The following is a 17,876-nucleotide window of genomic DNA, read 5'->3' as shown; positions in this document are numbered from 1 at the left end:
TAAAGAACGATATTGATGATTACATCCACTTTTACAATTACGAACGATTGCAGAAAAAACTAAACGGCCTCAGTCCCCTTGAATTTAGGGCTAAGGCCGCTTCATAGATCTTTATTTTTTGTACTGTCTACTTGACGGGGTGCAGTTCAAATCTCTGGCTGACCTAATAATACGAATAAAAGCCGACGTAAATTATTCATCAACAAATCACTCCCCTCATATTTTTCATAGTGTACCATTAATTTCTCCGCCATCCGTCGCACACAATCTCGGTTTCTATGCTCGGAGCGACATCTTACTCCTATGGGCTGGAGAACAAGAACCTTAGCAAGGTTCTGTTTGAAGCGATCCATCTATGGCCATCGGGAAGCCATTACTTTACAAACGTATTCCATACCTCCGTTCGGCTGATACCGAATAGTGTAATACTCAATGTCAAAAGTCATCCACTGACTTTAAATTCAATTCATCTCTCGGTCGCTCGATCCATAGTTTATCTGTTGCATGAACAACTCGCCATGACTGTTTTTTTCACGGACCGAACAAACGGTTTCCGACTTCCATTACCCATCATGGTTATCCATACTATCGTCTTTTTCAATGTCATACTATCCATCTCCTATTTGGGTTTGGGCACTTTTGGGATCAGTACAGCACGGAATTCAGAAGTATCTTTTAGCAATTTAACGCATTAAGAATAGGATAGGTCGATAATCGCTCCCGGAACATCCCCGCACTTTCTCGCGGATTTTTCTCGTTGTAGGCGGCATTCGACAAGCTATATGAAATTACCTACCATACTTTTTCATTCTTTATTTCAGCTTGATTAGTTAAGTGGAATGACAGAAAAAATGCGATATATCTACATAAAACGACAACAAAAAAGGATAAAAGGCCCATTTCAGAGAGCGAAATACAATGGTATATTTTAGAAGTTCAAAATACTAGGAACTAGATTCATATTGAGAGGGATGGTAATTATAACATTACTTTTTAAACGTTGGCTCTTTTGAATAAATGGTTTGAACAATTGCGTAAAAAAATATGCTTGGTCTATGGAGATTTTCATGTTTATTATCTACGTTTTGCCTACGGTTTGAATAAAATCGAACCATTCAAAAAGTCAATCTCGAAAATTTAGGAGCAAAAAGTTTTATTACTTAGTGGGAGGTTTTTTCATGTTACGGTTCTCATTTAAAATTAAAAAGTATACAATAAGTAAGATGGTTGTAGCGTTAACTTTGTTATTTACTCTGTTTCCAATACAATCATTTGCAGGTGCACCAAGTTTATATACACAACCATGCTCGAACCCACAAGTTACCTATATGCATGGCGCTATTTACGAATCGTCAAACAATGCTAATGTAGACTTCGTAAGGGCGTATTTGGATTTTTATTTAGATGGTTATTTTCTAGGTTCATCAATGGATACAAAATATAAGACAACTGCTTCAGTTACACAAGCAGCTGCATTAACAGCGTCATGTTATCACAATGCATTAGGATTATATGAAATGGATTGGAGCACAAGGATACATTACAAGACAGCAGGAGCTGCAGATTACACGGATACAGGTTATAGCTCTAAGACCAAATCAGCTCAATAACAAAATGGAGGTTTAAAATATGAAAGCAAAAAAAACAATAGTTACCCTAGCACTCGCTTGTTTAGTTATAACGGGTACTGGTGCAATTGCTTTTGCAAAAGACTCGTTTAATAAATTTTCCCCCTCGGTACCTGCTGAAGATGCTGCTCATGTAGCGGCAGTTCAGAAAAGATTGCAAAAAACATGGGAGAATGGAAAGAATCAGATCATCAATGAAGGAAAAGAAGATGTATCTGATTGGACGTTTACGGACATGAGAACATTGCATGATACTTTCATTCCCACTTTATCAGATGAGGAAAAGTCTTCTTTTCTTGAGGTTTTCGGTGAGGCGAAAAGCAAAAATCTAGAGGTTGGGGATTCAATGCCTGGATTGCTTTTTAATCCCGACAGAACAGAGATAAAAGTATACTGGCAAAAAAAGAATGCTTCGTATGTTTTCATAAGTTTAAAGACTAGGATAGACGAAGAAGGACACAAGTTATGGTATGCAGACGGAATTGCAAAAAAATTGTCTAAAATAATAGAACAATAAGCTGAAGTGCACCTCTTAGAATAGATTGGAAAATCCCTTTGGGGTTTTCGATAAAATTCTGGGCGGTGCATTTTTATGAAAAATTGTTTTGGTGTAAATGACATACTCATTAATCAAGAGTGCTGGATTCCAGCAAAACGCGGGGTTACAATGCTAAGCAACTTTATTAAAGAGCCGGTTGTTAATCACCCCTACGGCGAAAAACTAACGKAGCTATAGATAGCACATTCTTTAACATAAAAAGGTACATTCTGCCGTCATTCCCCGCCGCCTACTTCCATCAACTTATCGCCGGGATCGATACCCCTGGCACCTGGTGCGCTGAACGCAAGCGCGGATGACAGAATCCGGATTGCTGAAACAGCTCCAATTATTAGGACAATGTTCTAATTACCAAAAATGGACCAATCAACTCGACATCACTCCGTATCCCTACAGGGGCACAGAGCGCGCAACAATATTTTTATCGACCTCCCGCCGCGACGATTGTCGGAGAAGAAGCCAGGCACAATAAAAAATGTGAGTAACACAAAAAGAAGCCTACTGTTATAAGATGGCTTCTTTTTGTGTTACTCGATGTCGAGCCATAACATCGTATTTTACATCTCTATTCTATAGTTTTGGCTTTTTGCTATAGAAATGAAGGATCTTCTCATTAGTGAAAACTCCTACATCGCTCCCGCTTCTAAGTGGGACTTTAATTAATAGCTAGATCCGGCAATCTAATATACTTGCTCAATTAACTCTGCACCAATCTTTACCAACACACTGATAGTCCCTAGCGTGTATTCAAATCAGAGCGAAAACTATCAGACATATTTACTTATCTCTTTCCAATAATTCTCCGGAAATCCCATCGGTTGCACGCTGGATCGATCCGATCTGTCTTGATGCAATTGTCGAGGTAGATCTAATAGCTKCGTTACAAGCAAGTCTAGAGAGTGCAAAAATTCAGAGTTCTAAGGAGGCAAACGCCAAGGGGAATGTTTCTTAATGTAGCCCTCATTCACATAGTGAAAGCATGAAGCATTCGGCCATTTTTCTTGGGTAGATAGGTAGACGTGCAACGCTCACACCAAGACGCGTATTATACGACCATATGGAAAATTAAATAAACTGACGCCCATTTAGGTACAGGCGCCAGTTTTCTCATGTTTTTAGGAGGTGTTTTACGTGATTACGAATACTCTCGCCATTAAATTTGCATTCGTTGCCGACAGGGGAGCCGAAGGATGTTCGAAATATTGTGGCCAGAAGCCAACTTTATATGATCCTGTAAATGAAGGATCAGCTGGAGTACTAGTCGAACCAGCGCGAGTTGCAACCAAGTAATAGTAAATTGTATTACCAACACTAGCACCAGTTGCTGCTTTCAAGTCAATTGTCCATCGGTATGTAGAATACGGACTTAAATTTGTTGTAGACTTGGTCCATGTACCTGTGGATCCTTTTTTATAATAAAGTTCAACTTTCTCAGCTCTGAATATACCATCTGGTCCAGTTGTGTGAGCATAAGCACTGATATACAAGCTATTACCAACATATGAGTCTGCAGCAAAATAATCTAACGCATGTCCAAAATCCCAACTGGAGGCTCCAGTAAAGTAGTTATACATTTTAGTCGTCTTATAGGTAGTTGTAGAAGTAACAGATTGCATATGCAAATGTGGCCCATACGCTTTTTGAACATCAACTACTCCAATAACTTCGATATTTGAAACAATATCGCCTACATTTAGACTTGCTTCGGGTATTATATGTGTGTATCTGACGTAATAGTTATCATAAGTTCCATCGCCGTTAACATCATATTGAATGAAAATCGATCCTAATTGTGCAGCAATTGTAGTCGCATCCTCTTTAATTAATGCAACCTTTCCTGGAAGAATAGAATACACGTTGGTATTCGCACCGGCACGAATATCAGTCCCTTGATGTGGATTAGTGTCTCCAGAACCTCTTGGTTGATTATTTTTACTAGTAATGTACGCCCAACTATCGGAAGCGGTAGGTGCAGTCCCCATACGTAAAGGTGAACGAGCGACTCCTGAAGTGACAATATTTGTAACTCCATATACCTCGCTAAATTTTGGATCATAGTCTGCTGCGGATACAACACTTGCATTTATTGTTAAGGAACTGTAGAGTATAATCAGACTAGATAATAGTACTAATAAAATATTTTTCAAGTTACTCATCTCCCCAGAGTTTATCGTTATCTACAAAATAGGTTGAATTTTGCGATGATCCGATCTCCCTTGCATTTACGAGGAACTGGCTGGAATCGACCCATTGCACTGATTCAATTAATGTATTTTTTAGTGGGTTAATCTCTTTAATAACGCCATGTAACAGATCAAAAACCAAAATGTTTCGATCTATTTTGGTCCTGTCAGGAGCATTGAGACCAATCGCCCATTGTATCTCAGAGCTATATTTGTTTATTTCAAGCACCTTAATAAGGTTAATGGTTTCTGACTCAATTACTTTCTTCTCCTTAGTCTCCACTTGATAAACAATCATCATTTTCGGTTCTTGTTGATAAATAAGATATGGATGTGAGAATCCAACACTAATATAATTTTCAGCGATCTGTAATGATTGGCCTGACTCTATATTATACGATTCAATATTTATGGTTGAATCTCGTATTGTTCTTAAAATCAACTCATTATCCGTCCCCCAACCAAGGACATGTTCCCAGTTCCTAACAGTCTTCTCTTCACCAGTCTTCAAATCTTTTATCCACATTTCTCCATTTAAATTATCATTGAAAGCTGCATTTCTGTTACTGAAATAAACCATTTTTGTTCCATCTTGATTAATAGAAGCGTAAGCTCCCCAAACTAAACCAAGGTTTTCGTCTTTTTTATCTGCAATTTTCCTTTCTGAATCTTTCAAATCATATCGGCCAACTTGTTCTAACAACGCATTCCTGATCATTTTATTTTCAATATCAACAAAATACAGATTGTCCTTGTATTGAATCAAACTCTCTCGTGAATTCGGAATTACTGTTACGTTGTATGGACGATCATTGTTAGAAAGTAATACAGGCACACCATTACGATAGGCTACATCAAATGTCAGTTCCGCTTCATTGCCGCTAAACACATGTTTTATTTTCACTTCTTCGTATTTCTCACCATTTACAGGCGTCGCTGATCCTAATTCTTTCAGTGGGATTCCTAGAGCTGGATCAATAGAATTTACAACTTCTAGCTTTTCTTGATCACTAGGAATTTTAGTTAAGATACCATCTTGAGATTGAATAACACCTTCATCTTTCTTAAACGATGACCATTGATCATAGTTCGCCCACACAATTGAACCTGTCAACAGGGACACAATTGTGAAAGCGCTTAATAATGTAATTCTTTTCATTAATTTATCACTCCTCCATTTTTTACGAGTATATCGTAAATTAGTATAATTAGGAAGTTTAAGTGTTAAAAATTTAACATATCTGTTTAATTAATACTTTGAGTCACATCGTAATTCCTCTCACTCGTCACATGTACAGCCGAAACACTTAGCAAAAAAAACCATCTAAAATTCCAATAAAAAGCACACCTTCAATATCGCATGCCTCAGTTGAATACCTATTCAAGTAGCCAAGAAGCAAACACACTGTCCAAGCAGACATATAAATAAAAGGCCATTTACAGTAGCTGGCCTCCAGACGAATTCAATTATGCTTTTATAGGTACCAGCTATGATAGTTGACTACCGGCGGTTCGCCGCGTGAAATCTTTACCAATCGACGTTTTTTCTGAAACGAAGGTATCACGAATGGGCTTATTGTCTTTACCTTCGACAGCTTGAATCATCACATTTTTTTCAGTCATTTTGATCACCTGAAGTACCTTTTTTATACAATCACAGCCAATCTTATTGTCGTAGCAAATCTCACTCACAGAAAGGGTTCACAGCTTGTGAGGCATCTTTTCCGAGTCGGTCCAACCTTCTGGAATCTGCATTTCTTGAATCTCTGCATACGGGTGTTTTAATGTGTACGGCACAACTTTTGATTGAAGTTCAACCGTTTTAGGATTAGCTTTCACTACTAACTGAAATTCACGTCCGCGTACGCTGACTAAATATCCTGGCTTAATATTTTATATACTCAATTGAACCCCGCCGACCTCAATGGACATCATCATGCGATGCCCTGCTTTCCACGTTTTCAAGTAAATGATATCATCGGCATATCTCACGAAGCGAAGATTGCTCTGCTCCATTTCTTGTCTAATTCGTCAAGGACGACATTAGATACCAATGGACTCAGTGGCCCTCCTTGCGGCGCTCCTTCCATTGATGCTTGGACAAGACCTCCTTCCATAGATCCCACCTGTAAATACGTACGAATGAGCTTCAACACGGTTTTATCCGCTACTCGCTCCGCTAGCTTGCCATTAAACGGTCATGATGGTTGCGGTCGAAGAATTTCTCTATGTCGATATCTAACACAATGTGATGACCCTCTTGCATGTAACTGCGCGTTTTCCTTACCTCGTCATACCCTCGCCTTTGAGGGCGAAATCCATAGTTTTGCTCAGAGAATGTGGGGTCAAATACAGGTGTTTGTTAATACTTGCGTGATCACCTGTTGAATGAGGCGGTCTGTCACGGTTGGTATGCCTAAAAACCGAGTTCCAACGTTCAGTTTGGAGATTTCGACCCGACGATCTGGACTAGGCTCTTTGGTTCCATTTCATATACTTTCGCGAATCGTTTGCCAGTTTTGTACGATGTGTCTGCGTAAGTCTTTTACCGACATACCATCTATGCCAAGACTTCCCTTGTTCGCTTCGACCCTCGCTAGCGCTGACAGCATATTATCTCGTGACAGTATCGAACGCCAAGTCGCTTACTTTCCTATTCCATGTTCAGCCCTTCCGCATCTGTGCGACAATCTGCGTACTATGGCCTCTACTGACTTATGTACGTTCAACATGCTCTATCGAGCAAGGTTACGAAGTTTACTTCGCCTTCCATATAGATCTCCCCAGGTAAGAAATGCTATCTTCCGCTCCATCTATCTGCCCCATCTACTTTCGTACGCCTTCAGCAGTGTGAGCTTTGACTTGTTGTGCAGTCTTGTCCAACGTACACTAGCCTTATATGAGGTTCGTGTTCCTCAGACCTGAGATTTGCCGCCGGCTTCCTTCAGACACCTTAACGGTGGACACCCCTTGCCTTGAGCTATGGCTACTAATGCCTTCGCCATTCAGGGGCTATAACCCTACTGATAGCGCCCATGCTGGGCGCACACAAAAAAGGAGCGAAAACTCGCCCCTTTGTTCCCACATGCGCGCTCACTCTGAAGACTCTCGTCCCATTCAATCCAGGTTACGATTCATCCTCTGGCGAATTCCTGCCAATAAGCGAGCATTCGTAATTAAACTGCATCGTACCGAGAAAGCATAAATTAAGCTCTATTATCGGATAAAATACTAGATAACACTTCCTCCATGATTTTCATGTCGCCTGTAAAAAGTCCGTCGAGAACTGTATAAGAGTACCATTTATTGTCTTGTAATTTAATATACATAAAGAGTTTTTCTTTGTTGATGTTAAACCATATTTCAATGATTCCTTTTGGTAACTGATCTACTGTTGTAGTTATTGGATTAGTAAATTTAATACCTAACAATTGATTGCTTACATCTTCACTCTTCCGAATCTCAGATACCGGGTCTATTTGCTGTTCGCTACCTTCGATATTGATATAATCTTCAAGAAATAATACACGTTGAAAAAATGCTTTAATATATAAGGAATACTCCTGATCCAACGATTCCCACCCTAAGCCATAATAAGCCTGAATATTTTCATCAGAAAGCGACTGGTCAAAGTCGGATACCAATCCAATCGGTTCTATTTTGGGATTGGTTGTTGGTTCAGTTGTTGGTTCAGTTGTTGGTTCAGTTGTTGGTTCAGTTACTTTCATTGTTTCTTCAACTTTGGATTCGGAGGATTGATTCATTTCACAACTTATAAGCAAAATACTAGTCATTAAAATTACAAATATTTTCATACCCATTCGTTTGTTCATAAACCCTAATCCCTCCAGAAATTCATCATATAATTTACCCATTAGCGTACTCGCTCTGAAATAGGATAACCCAGCATATATATGTACTTCTTAATTGCACTGGGGTCTCTTTACCAACCGCATACCAAGTTTCTTTTCCTCGATTGATGATTTGAAAAAATTGTCCAAAGAGATTCACATTTGTTTCTTCACCATATAAATAATAGTCCATAAAACTAAAGTTCCTCTTTAGCTCAAAGGTTTTTTATTTTATCATGTCAGCTAGATATCACTCTGTGAGGGTTCMGAATGATATGTATTATCCGTAAAGGTGACACCMTCATTAAATGCCCCTTTGAATTCTGAGCCAACGAGCGAATTACAAACCAAGACTGCATCTTTAAAAACATAATTGAAGAAGTGGCAAGTTTTAAGAATAGAGTACATTAATGTGGAGTATTGATATTTCGAGCCTGCAAAATCAACTGAAAATAAATAGTTATCAAAGGTTATACCCGAATAAGTCTAATCCATGATAAATACCTGCTTCGACACAAATTCTGTGGAAGTTTTTCTAACCAATTTGAAGCATATCTAAAAAATCCTCTTCCGTAACAATCCAACCTCCAAGCATGAGTATTTATTATGTAATATATTCTATGTTCCACTCAACTCTCCTCCCTTTAGCTTAATGAAAATGGAGCAGCTGCCCGATCGCAATCTGCTCCATGTTGTATTCAACTAAAGTTCTCCGATTGCTTAATGCAAAATTTACTAACCCTTAATCAATTCCCTTAATTTATTTGCATCTACTACAGGAATTTCATAACCTTGATTAGTATTTCCAAGGTCTACCAATAGCCCTTTCATATCACTATTTGTACCTAATGATAAATGGTAAGTTTTTGTTGTTTGATCCTTAAATTTAATCTTCAAATTGTATTCTGCTATATAATTAAGTATACCCGATTTTTTCTCTGCACCGTCTATAGCAGTTTTGAAGACTTGGAATGATTGGATATCATTGAATTGCTGGTCTGTGCATTTATTTGTATTGTCCTGCCGACTACATATCAGATTAACTGAAACTCCGCCGTTTTCCTGAAAAGAGTCCTGGTTCTTCTCGTTACACCCAAGGATCATAATAAGAGTTAGCAACAAGAAGGTAAGTAAATACTTTTTCACAATAATCACCTCCATAAAACCTCTAATCTGTATACGATAAATGGAATTAAAAGGTTGCTAATGGTTTTTTGAGTTATTCAACTATCCTCCCGTTAGTTAATAAATCGTGCATTACCGGGGATCACGGGGATGTATAGAAGTTCTTGTCCTAATACGGCTATGTATAGAAGTTCTTGTCTTGAGCTCGCGACAAGAACTTCTATACATAAATCAAAAAAGCCGCAATTTTTGCGGCTATCGTTGTATATATGTTCTTGTCGTCCGACATTCATTCATGGTAGATTTTTAATTCCAATGATACTTATATTATGAACTGACCCAACTAGTTCATCATCCGAAATGTCCCATTTATTATCTAGATATTCTGAGGGCACCTCATATTTTCTTAAATAGAATTTAGCCGAGCCTGGTTCTATCTTATTTAGATATTTCTGTTCATTAATAACCTGCACTTTTACGAAAGCTCGATTCAGTTCAGAGGTAGCTTCAAGCTCGCAAGCTAACCCTACCCCAGTCAACAGATTGTTAATTTGACTAAAATTAAAGACTTGCACCTCACAATTCCTCCGTTTCTGCAATGCAGGTTTTTTGGTTCTTTTTACAAAAATATATTTTAACACATATTGGAAGTGTCCTGCCCTTTAGCTTAATAAAAATGGAGCAGCTGCGGATCGCAAACTGCTCTATGGTACATTGTACTAAAGTTCTCCGTTAGTTCAGCTCTGTAACCAACAATCTCTTCACCCCGAAATTCATCCTGATGAGTGTATCCAAAGTCACTTTGACGTTATGAATTAAGAATTCTTCGAACCATTCACCCGTCATCTTATATTTCTCCTGCTGGTCAAACCATTTGCCAAATGCTTTTCCTGTCGGCTCCAACATACGATGAAGTGCAGGAATGACGACAAACAATCCGCCTTCGCAATCTATCAAGCTGATAAGTGAATTCTCTGTTATAGTGACATCTTTCCCGGTAATGTCGATGTAAACCTCATAATAGAAATCCTCTTCCGACGAACCTCCGTTGTTATGTGCTCGAATCCGCATATTAGATTGATCAATGCCTTGCGATAATACCCAACCAAACATGACATCAAATGCTTCTTTCTTCACTTGGTGCCATTTCCTTCCCTTTCTGCCGACGGCCTTGTAATAAGCTGCCCGGTAAGGTTGAAGTTCAATAATCTCTTTTGTTTCTGTTATGATTGGTTCGATTGGAATGTAGATATCCATTTCGTGCTTTTCAGGCGGTATACCGAGACTGGTTGCACAACGCATATCATAGTGTTCCATGATCGGACCGGAAGTAGTTTGATACGACGAACTTGGAAACCATTCTTTGAAAATGTAGTCATATGTTCGTCCTATAGACTCCCCGACTGGGCCAATAGCAGTGAATCTCGCATATTTCGTTTTTGAGATGAGCCGTACTGTTGCACCTGGCGGCACATGGTCTACACTTGTAACTTCGATCCCGATAAAATAGGTGTATCCGCTTTCGTCTCGATCTAATGACAAGGCATAGTCGATTTCTTTTTCTGGCTCTACGCGTAAATGTGCGATATTGCCGAAAGTTTGCTGCCACTCATCGAAATACTTCTTCCACAGATCAGGAGGAGGTACACAATCTTCAAATCGGCATTCTATGCCAATTAACTTCATATCTGGTTTTGTCACAATCGCTGTATGAGGTTTGGTTTTCAACATTGCTACAGCTCCATTTCGCTGCTGTGCGAGATTGACAGCGTGGAATGTAGGCAAAAGAAACCTTCTCCTCCGATAGTTTTCCGGTGTTATTCCATACATGCGTTTGAAAGCTCTTCCGAATACGTCATGAGATTCGAAACCGTAATCATATGCGATGTCAGCTATTTTATCTTTACTTTGGCTTAGTTGTTCGGCAGCAAGATGTAGCTTGCGACCTCGCACATATGACATGACGGTGGAGCCGATGTATGCTTCAAACACGCGCAAAAAATGTGACTAGAGAAGCCGGCCAGCGCTACAAGTGACTCACACGTAATGTCTTCCTGCACATGCATCTCAATATAATTAAGTACGGATTGAATTCTTTGCTCATAATTCATGGATGTGCACCTCCATGGCATTGATTGTAGCATGGAGAACTATAGATCTCTCGATGTTTTTTCTCGTATTGGCGAAGAATCACGACTATTGCGTTATCCTCCCTTTAGCTTAATGAAAAAAGTGAGCGTGGCCGCGGCGGACTGCTCACTTTATGATGTTGATCTATCGTTCCCAGATAGCTCAACGACAAAAAGCAGCCGGACCGGCTGCGGTTGAGTAAATAATTAGTTTTGCCCCATGGCCCTTACTTTTTTACCACCTCTATGACCATAAACCCTGAATCGTACTTATGACGAAAAGAAATTAGATAATTATCAAATTTCTTTTCTATTTCATTATCAATAACTTGATGTACTTTTGCAGTGACCTCCAATTCAGAGATTCCATGCTCATTTTGTCTCATTGTGGATACCTGAAATGGATCAATCGAGTATAGATGTTCTTTTCCAGGCTCTAAATAGTGTTTTTCTTGGAGCGCCCATAAAACCTTTCTTTGCAATTCAGTCGTTAGCATACGCTCCAATTGTTCTTCCCTTGTTTTAGGGAAAGTCCACAAAGCGACCCATTCAATTGAGTCTTTTTCCTTAGCCTTGTATTCATCTGGTTGAGCAGTAATTATTGGCTCATTGATAAGTATAATCCAAAAGAAAAAGAGTAGACCGTAAATCAATTTTCGTATCATGTCATCACCTCATCCATAAACTCCCACAGTATACAGGGTTTTATGCGTGTTGTTGTTAAACTGCCCGTTACTTTAAAAGATCCTGGTAATTTGGAGGAAAGTCTTTCTTATCTGGTCCTTTAACATGTTCAAAACTTTTAAGTTCAACTCCATCTGCTGAGATTCGATATGTAAAAACATCTTCACCAACAGAAATATGGGGTCCAACTGTTGGATGTACATCAAGAGTAATCAAAAAATCAAAACCACGGAAGCCATTTACCCTTCTGGTATCCTTGACATCAACAAAATAAGGATAAATATCAGGTGAGCCTGGTGCTGTAAATACATCCGAATACACAACAGCAAGTCTTTCTCTCATATGAGGAAGCAACTGCAATACAAGCATATCTTGCAATTGCAATTCTCTTGAGTCCTTAAGAGGCTTTTCATCAGATGCATTACATAATTGCGATCCAACCGTTGATAATAGGATTACAAAGCAAATTATTACTCTCAAGAAACATGCCCTCCCTTACCTTAATCCAACAAACATTAAATAATCTGTCCAGAATGGAGAGGTGTATGCGTTAGCGTAATCTGCCCTTTAGTTTAATGAAAAAAGTGAGCAGGGCCACGACGGACTGCTCACTTTATGTTGTTGAACTATCGTTCATCGTTAACTTAGCATTCAGGATATGTGATTTGACTTCAAAAATAAATCCTTCGAGGTTCTCAAACTCGAACCAACCACTTCTTTTATCTTGTAACGCTATGATATTTGTATAATTGTCCATTGTACGGAAAAGATTGGCGCACATTTACCATGGCTCAACTATAAAGTTCCATGTCCGTTTCCCTTTCATGCCATCCTTTAGCACATAGCTGAAAACAATGCTTACTGAACCACCTTTTCGATATGCAGCGTAGGTTGCAGGCCGAAACATGGCAATGGCTCGTGTTGAATCAATTTGATACGTTTTCGTTTCTCCTTCAAGTGGTGGCCAATTCGTAAATCCCATATCACTATTTTCATCAGGAACGATATACCACTTCGACTTCTCGATATTAATGGCATCGGTGTATGTTATCTCAATTTCAGCATGCACATTCCCTACAGATACAGAGTCTATAGGGATATGAAACTCTTCATCAACAACATTTAATGCAGACTTGTTATAATGACTAAAATCATATTGTTCTCCGGCACTGCCGATGCTAAAATGTCCAATTCGTATAATTTCGTTTTCCAACTTAAAATCAATGGCTGTTTCCCCAGTGGTTTCAGATAACGCGCTCGTGGTAGGCTTATCGTCGTCTTTGTTGGCAACATAAAGGCAAACGACCGCAAGTAGAATCCAAACGATTAGATTTACGTTCTTATTCTTTGAAAAACGGAAAAAATTTTTCATGATGGCCTCTTCTCTACTATGGGGACATACACCCCGTTCTATTTAATATTAAATTAACTTTAGAATATTTGAAATTCGCTAACTTTTGACGTATTCCTGCTAGACATTCGACAATCATCCATTTGCTTAACGCCTGCCCACAGTCTACAACTTTATTCGTCATCCACGTTAAACTGCCAGTTAGCTCAACAAAGAGGCAGCCGATCGTATGGCCGGCTACCTCGGTGTAGTTATTCTGCTAACGTCTTCCGTTAGTTGAATACACGTACCTTGTTATTTTACCGATTGGGCTATCTTAAACATACTCTTTTCGGGTAAATAACTTAACATTTCAATATAGGTACCATCCTGTATCCATCGTAAGTAACCGCCTGGTGTTTTATCTGCCCAAGGCGTAAATCGAACTTCAACACCACTCATATTTAATTTTTCACCGCTTGTATCAAATTTGAATTCTTCTTCGACAATCGTCCTTGAACTTTTGTTTGTACGAGCATCAATATTTATTATTTCTCTTTTAATTTTGTATCCGACAGCATTATGCTGCTCTAATCCAAACATAAAGTTTTCTTCCTTATCAAAGTAGTTCAATATGATTCTTTGAATTGGCTTAGTGGCGTCAAGCTGATAGGGATATTTAAGCTCTACTGTCCATTCTTTAGGGATGTTTTTAGGTACAAGTAATCGAAATGAAGCATTACTCTTGACTTTATCTAGTGTTGTTGCGTCAAACTTATGGTACTTTAACGCTTGGGTAGGCCTTACTTCTGCTTGAACTGACGTACTAAATATGAACATCATTGCAATAAAAAACACAAAAATCCTTATCATGTTATCCCACCTAATGTTGAATTAGGTGTATTATTCCCATTCATACCGCTTTAACAACTCCAAAACAATATATTCTGGCCGCTCGTATGAGAAAACGGCAGCTCATCATGTGATTAGATGCCGTCGTGTTGTATTGTATTTAATTAACGTTCCCCGTTAGAATGAATTAACTTAGAATTGCTGTTCAAACCGATAACTCTTCACATCACTTTCAAGCTTCGGGTAAACATCCCTATAAAAATCTTCGTCCGTATATACTTCAAACTCTTTATTTTTATATTTTTCTCTTAACCAACTTGAAATCGTTTGGAGGTCTTTGATAACAATTGCAACTTCTTTAATATCGTAAGGTTCTTTGGAATTACTTTGAAGATAGGTTCGATATGAACGAAGTTCATTTAGATAATCATTGAGAAGTAATCCCGATAGCAAAGTGCTTTTACCGCTCAGTTGAATTGTTTTGAATTTCGAAGCTGTCAAATAATAAGATTCGGCAAGTTGAACTCCTTCAATAATTACACTTAACTTATCTGGATTATTAATGTATTCCATAATATCAATATTTTCAGGAGAATATAAAGCATTTGAAAAGGTTGCTGCATGATTGCTCATGAAATCTTCAGACATTTTTATAGCATTATTTCTTTCGGAAATAGACATATTGTGTTGATATACATTTATTCCTAGTGAGAAGATGAGAATTGAACATATTGTATATGCAATAAACTTCCSCAAAAATGTTGATTTATTTGTCGCTGACATAAATACTTTCACCATCTCCTTTACTATTTTACATCAATGTCTCTTCATTTTAATCTCGTCCTCTATTTTTTCAAGTTATTCCCATTAACCTGCCCTTTAGTTCAATGAAATCAGTGAGCAGCACCGCGACGGACTGCTCACTTTAAGTTGTTGAACTATCGTACTCCGTTAGAAAGAAAAGCGGCCACTACGAATGGTCAGCTCCCGATTAAAAATCATTCAATCCTATCACTTTCCAACTTATATACCCCAGGAACTGTACCTTCTTTGTTAAAGAAAGTGAGCCGCTTACATTCGGGGCATCGCCATATACTTTGTGAAACGTCGTATATTTCGCTTTGGAACAATCACCCTTGTTTGTGCTCACAATTTTCGCATATTTCTTGAAAATGATTAATATCTCTGAATATCTTCGTAAGCTTTATCCACTCACGTAATTCGGAAGCAGTATCAGTAGGTCCTCCCCGATCTGAAAAGAAATACTCCCAGCAGAGACCCTGATCAATTTCTTTTTTGACAGCAGGACAAAACCATTTTTGATCCAAAATATCCTCCGCGCCTTTCCACTAAAGTCTTGTTGAGCTATTATTCACCGTTAGCGCACGTTACCAGTTGAACAAACAAGGAGTAGCAGCTGTCGTAAAACGTTATAAATCGATTTGTGCCCCATCGTTACAGGATCACAGTGCGTCGAAACGGCGCAATTCGTTCACAAACCCATGCTGTTGTAATAGAGATTTTACTGCTACTGTAACTTTCTCCGGAAATGGCACGTCGGTATAACTCATTTCCTGAACATCACGAACATAAGCGAGAGCGCTCTCAATACTAGCCGTTTTTACAAACGTTAGTAAGCTCTCTTCAATTCGTTCATCAATTTCATTATAATCCAAGTCAATCTTTAAATGGGTAATATGATCCGTTAGTCGTTTTACACCAAGACTATTGAAAGTCTGAACGACAACGCTCTTTTCACGTTCTTGAACAAGCTGCTGTTTATAGGCCTTAATACTTTCAAAGGGCTCAATTTGAAATCGTTCCTGAATTCGATTTAAAATTAACTCGAGTGTGGGATCAAGATCATCGTCTGGTTCAGCTTCTTGGTCTGACATTAATCCAAATATGCTTTTTTGGGTGATGAGCAATCGAAGAAAATCAATAAAGTTACGTGCAATAAGAATGGAGTGTTTATCTAGACCAAGCGCTTCATGCTGAATTATTGCTGCATTTGAAAGGTCATCCACCGTACTGAACTCCGTAAGAAAGCCAAAGGTGCACGTGGAAATGCTTGTTGAACCCAGCAAAACCATATCTAGGGGCATACTTTCCCATTCATAATCGGCATTGTCATCTTCCGGCCAATAATCAAAGAAAATCCCAATCGTGTCCCAGAAGTCTAAACCAAGTTCCTCTTTCAGTTCTTTTTCTAACTGTTCTAACATGTTAAGCTCTTTGAAGCTTGAATAAACGTTTTGCTTAATAAGTGGCTTCATAGGTTAATACCGACTCCATCAATCAGAATGAAAGCAATTTATTTTATAAAGCACCTTCGGTCCTCCGCAGGTTTTGTGAAAGTTACACAATATAGAAAATTAATCATTAGATATTACTGCATCTGCCGCGGCGCCTGTTCCAGTTGTAATCATTTCACTTTCTTTCCTCGATAGTTCAATCAAGCACAAAAAATCATCAAACGACTCTCCGCTTAATTTGAATAACATTCGATAAACACCAATCTTTTTATTCCTGTATTCAATGGGAATGTATGACACAACATAATCAAATCCATATGTAATTGAATCGTATATCTTTGTCGCATCCCATTCGTCTATAAATAAAGCTATATTCTTTAGTTGGATGTTTAATTGGTTCTTTTCAAAATCAGCACCAAACACTTCGATAAATTCTTCTTGATTATCAGTTTTATAGTTATTGAAGCAATACCAAAATCCATTGATACTTTTCTCTTCAATTTCGTTCTCTAATGCCCATTGTCGCAACTCGGTAATCACTATACTCACATCCTTCCTACATCCAACTTTTCCCTAATCATATCAAAGAAGAACCCACCACGTAATCCTACCAGCTGGATTAATGAAAAAGAGAGCAGTTGCCGTGTGCAATCTCCTCCGTCGTGCTTTGAACTATCGTTCTCCAATAGCGTAATAAATCGTATTCGCGGCTTTATTTCAAGAAAAATTGAATATCTTCTGAGGCACTGTTAGCGTGACTCTTTACAAAATCATTTGAATCATTAAGTGCCTTTTTGACAATAGGTAGTACTTTTTCAGTTTCTAATTGTCCATGTATTCTCGCCAGGTGTCCAAAACAAAGTACCGCAATTCCTCTAACATTGTGGCTACTGTGACTGCTTAATTGCATACAAATGTCTTGAACCCACTTCCAGTCCTGCTCATTAAGGGCAAGTCCAAGTAAAGCCTCGACGATTCTATTCTCGTCATTTGACTTCAATTCCTGAAGTGCAGATTCTTTATCATACTCCTGAATTTCTTCATATCTTCCATTGTCCATTTGAGGACCCACTTTCCTTTCAAATAACTGTTCCTTAATTAAAAGTATACCACTTACCATTAAGTTAACCTCCGTTAGAATTCCTGTAAAACGAATAATTTGGAGTTTGAACAAAAACGAGCGCCTCGTTACGATGGGATTATGCAACGGGTCAAAAGCCCTTTTAATCCACATCAGGAGGTCGCTCTATCATGAAGTTTAAGGCACAAGACAAGCAAAA

At 38.5% G+C, this 17,876-nt stretch carries 18 protein-coding genes and 2 pseudogenes; 3 read left to right on the top strand and 17 right to left on the bottom strand.

The annotated features are described in order from the left end of the window. From AC1DF0_RS31745 to AC1DF0_RS31735, 3 genes are all read left to right on the top strand, one after another. Positions 1 to 107 (top strand): IS3 family transposase (locus AC1DF0_RS31745; RefSeq protein ID WP_477577516.1); only part of this gene is annotated, 107 nt, incomplete at its 5' end. 1,071 nt (positions 108 to 1,178) lie between these two features. Continuing rightward, a complete protein-coding gene (locus AC1DF0_RS31740; RefSeq protein WP_442053430.1) occupies positions 1,179 to 1,610 on the top strand; it encodes a hypothetical protein in 432 nt (143 codons plus the stop codon). 19 nt (positions 1,611 to 1,629) lie between these two features. Then, complete coding sequence (locus AC1DF0_RS31735; protein ID WP_477577512.1) at positions 1,630 to 2,145, top strand: hypothetical protein; 516 nt, start codon at positions 1,630 to 1,632, stop codon at positions 2,143 to 2,145. A 1,169-nt stretch (positions 2,146 to 3,314) separates the two neighbouring features. On the opposite strand, the gene AC1DF0_RS31730 is transcribed toward AC1DF0_RS31735, so the two are convergent. The 17 genes and pseudogenes from AC1DF0_RS31730 to AC1DF0_RS31650 form a co-directional block, all read right to left on the bottom strand. Continuing rightward, positions 3,315 to 4,334, bottom strand: coding sequence for a M23 family metallopeptidase (locus tag AC1DF0_RS31730; protein ID WP_442053428.1), 1,020 nt, complete (start codon positions 4,332 to 4,334; stop codon positions 3,315 to 3,317). A 1-nt stretch (position 4,335) separates the two neighbouring features. Beyond that, complete coding sequence (locus AC1DF0_RS31725; RefSeq protein ID WP_477577510.1) at positions 4,336 to 5,529, bottom strand: hypothetical protein; 1,194 nt, start codon at positions 5,527 to 5,529, stop codon at positions 4,336 to 4,338. A 329-nt stretch (positions 5,530 to 5,858) separates the two neighbouring features. Continuing rightward, positions 5,859 to 5,993 (bottom strand): hypothetical protein, encoded by a 135-nt coding sequence (locus AC1DF0_RS31720; protein WP_442053497.1) that lies wholly within the window; start codon positions 5,991 to 5,993, stop codon positions 5,859 to 5,861. A 300-nt stretch (positions 5,994 to 6,293) separates the two neighbouring features. Next, positions 6,294 to 6,982: pseudogene (locus tag AC1DF0_RS31715) on the bottom strand (reverse transcriptase domain-containing protein); the annotation flags it as partial. Between the two features lie 594 nt (positions 6,983 to 7,576). After that, positions 7,577 to 8,203 carry a hypothetical protein gene (locus AC1DF0_RS31710; protein WP_442053496.1) on the bottom strand — a complete coding sequence of 209 codons (627 nt, stop codon included), beginning with the start codon at positions 8,201 to 8,203 and terminating at the stop codon, positions 7,577 to 7,579. Between the two features lie 753 nt (positions 8,204 to 8,956). Beyond that, entirely contained in the window at positions 8,957 to 9,367 is a 411-nt protein-coding gene (locus AC1DF0_RS31705) for a YhfM domain-containing protein (RefSeq protein ID WP_477577507.1), read from the bottom strand. 711 nt (positions 9,368 to 10,078) lie between these two features. After that, a complete protein-coding gene (locus AC1DF0_RS31700; RefSeq protein WP_477577514.1) occupies positions 10,079 to 11,077 on the bottom strand; it encodes a GyrI-like domain-containing protein in 999 nt (332 codons plus the stop codon). Between the two features lie 75 nt (positions 11,078 to 11,152). Continuing rightward, positions 11,153 to 11,338: pseudogene (locus tag AC1DF0_RS31695) on the bottom strand (helix-turn-helix transcriptional regulator); the annotation flags it as partial. Between the two features lie 364 nt (positions 11,339 to 11,702). Next, positions 11,703 to 12,140 carry a hypothetical protein gene (locus AC1DF0_RS31690; RefSeq protein ID WP_442053326.1) on the bottom strand — a complete coding sequence of 146 codons (438 nt, stop codon included), beginning with the start codon at positions 12,138 to 12,140 and terminating at the stop codon, positions 11,703 to 11,705. A gap of 67 nt (positions 12,141 to 12,207) precedes the next feature. Next, positions 12,208 to 12,639 carry a DUF3888 domain-containing protein gene (locus tag AC1DF0_RS31685; RefSeq protein ID WP_442053325.1) on the bottom strand — a complete coding sequence of 144 codons (432 nt, stop codon included), beginning with the start codon at positions 12,637 to 12,639 and terminating at the stop codon, positions 12,208 to 12,210. A 301-nt stretch (positions 12,640 to 12,940) separates the two neighbouring features. Further along, complete coding sequence (locus AC1DF0_RS31680) at positions 12,941 to 13,531, bottom strand: hypothetical protein (protein WP_477577504.1); 591 nt, start codon at positions 13,529 to 13,531, stop codon at positions 12,941 to 12,943. Positions 13,532 to 13,804: 273 nt separating this feature from the next. Beyond that, positions 13,805 to 14,362 carry a hypothetical protein gene (locus tag AC1DF0_RS31675; protein ID WP_477577502.1) on the bottom strand — a complete coding sequence of 186 codons (558 nt, stop codon included), beginning with the start codon at positions 14,360 to 14,362 and terminating at the stop codon, positions 13,805 to 13,807. 171 nt (positions 14,363 to 14,533) lie between these two features. Further along, positions 14,534 to 15,124, bottom strand: a complete 591-nt coding sequence (locus AC1DF0_RS31670) for a hypothetical protein (protein WP_477577501.1) — start codon at positions 15,122 to 15,124, stop codon at positions 14,534 to 14,536. A 347-nt stretch (positions 15,125 to 15,471) separates the two neighbouring features. Further along, positions 15,472 to 15,669: a hypothetical protein gene (locus tag AC1DF0_RS31665; RefSeq protein WP_477577499.1), complete on the bottom strand. Its 198-nt coding sequence runs from the start codon at positions 15,667 to 15,669 to the stop codon at positions 15,472 to 15,474. 135 nt (positions 15,670 to 15,804) lie between these two features. Beyond that, on the bottom strand, positions 15,805 to 16,617 hold the full coding sequence (locus AC1DF0_RS31660; RefSeq protein WP_477577497.1) for a hypothetical protein: 813 nt from the start codon (positions 16,615 to 16,617) through the stop codon (positions 15,805 to 15,807). A gap of 99 nt (positions 16,618 to 16,716) precedes the next feature. After that, a complete protein-coding gene (locus AC1DF0_RS31655; RefSeq protein WP_477577495.1) occupies positions 16,717 to 17,136 on the bottom strand; it encodes a hypothetical protein in 420 nt (139 codons plus the stop codon). A gap of 172 nt (positions 17,137 to 17,308) precedes the next feature. Beyond that, complete coding sequence (locus tag AC1DF0_RS31650) at positions 17,309 to 17,716, bottom strand: hypothetical protein (protein WP_477577493.1); 408 nt, start codon at positions 17,714 to 17,716, stop codon at positions 17,309 to 17,311. Positions 17,717 to 17,876: the final 160 nt, after the last annotated feature.

Source organism: Paenibacillus sp. 05T425, from assembly GCF_056396205.1.
This window is presented reverse-complemented; position numbering and strand designations above follow the sequence as displayed.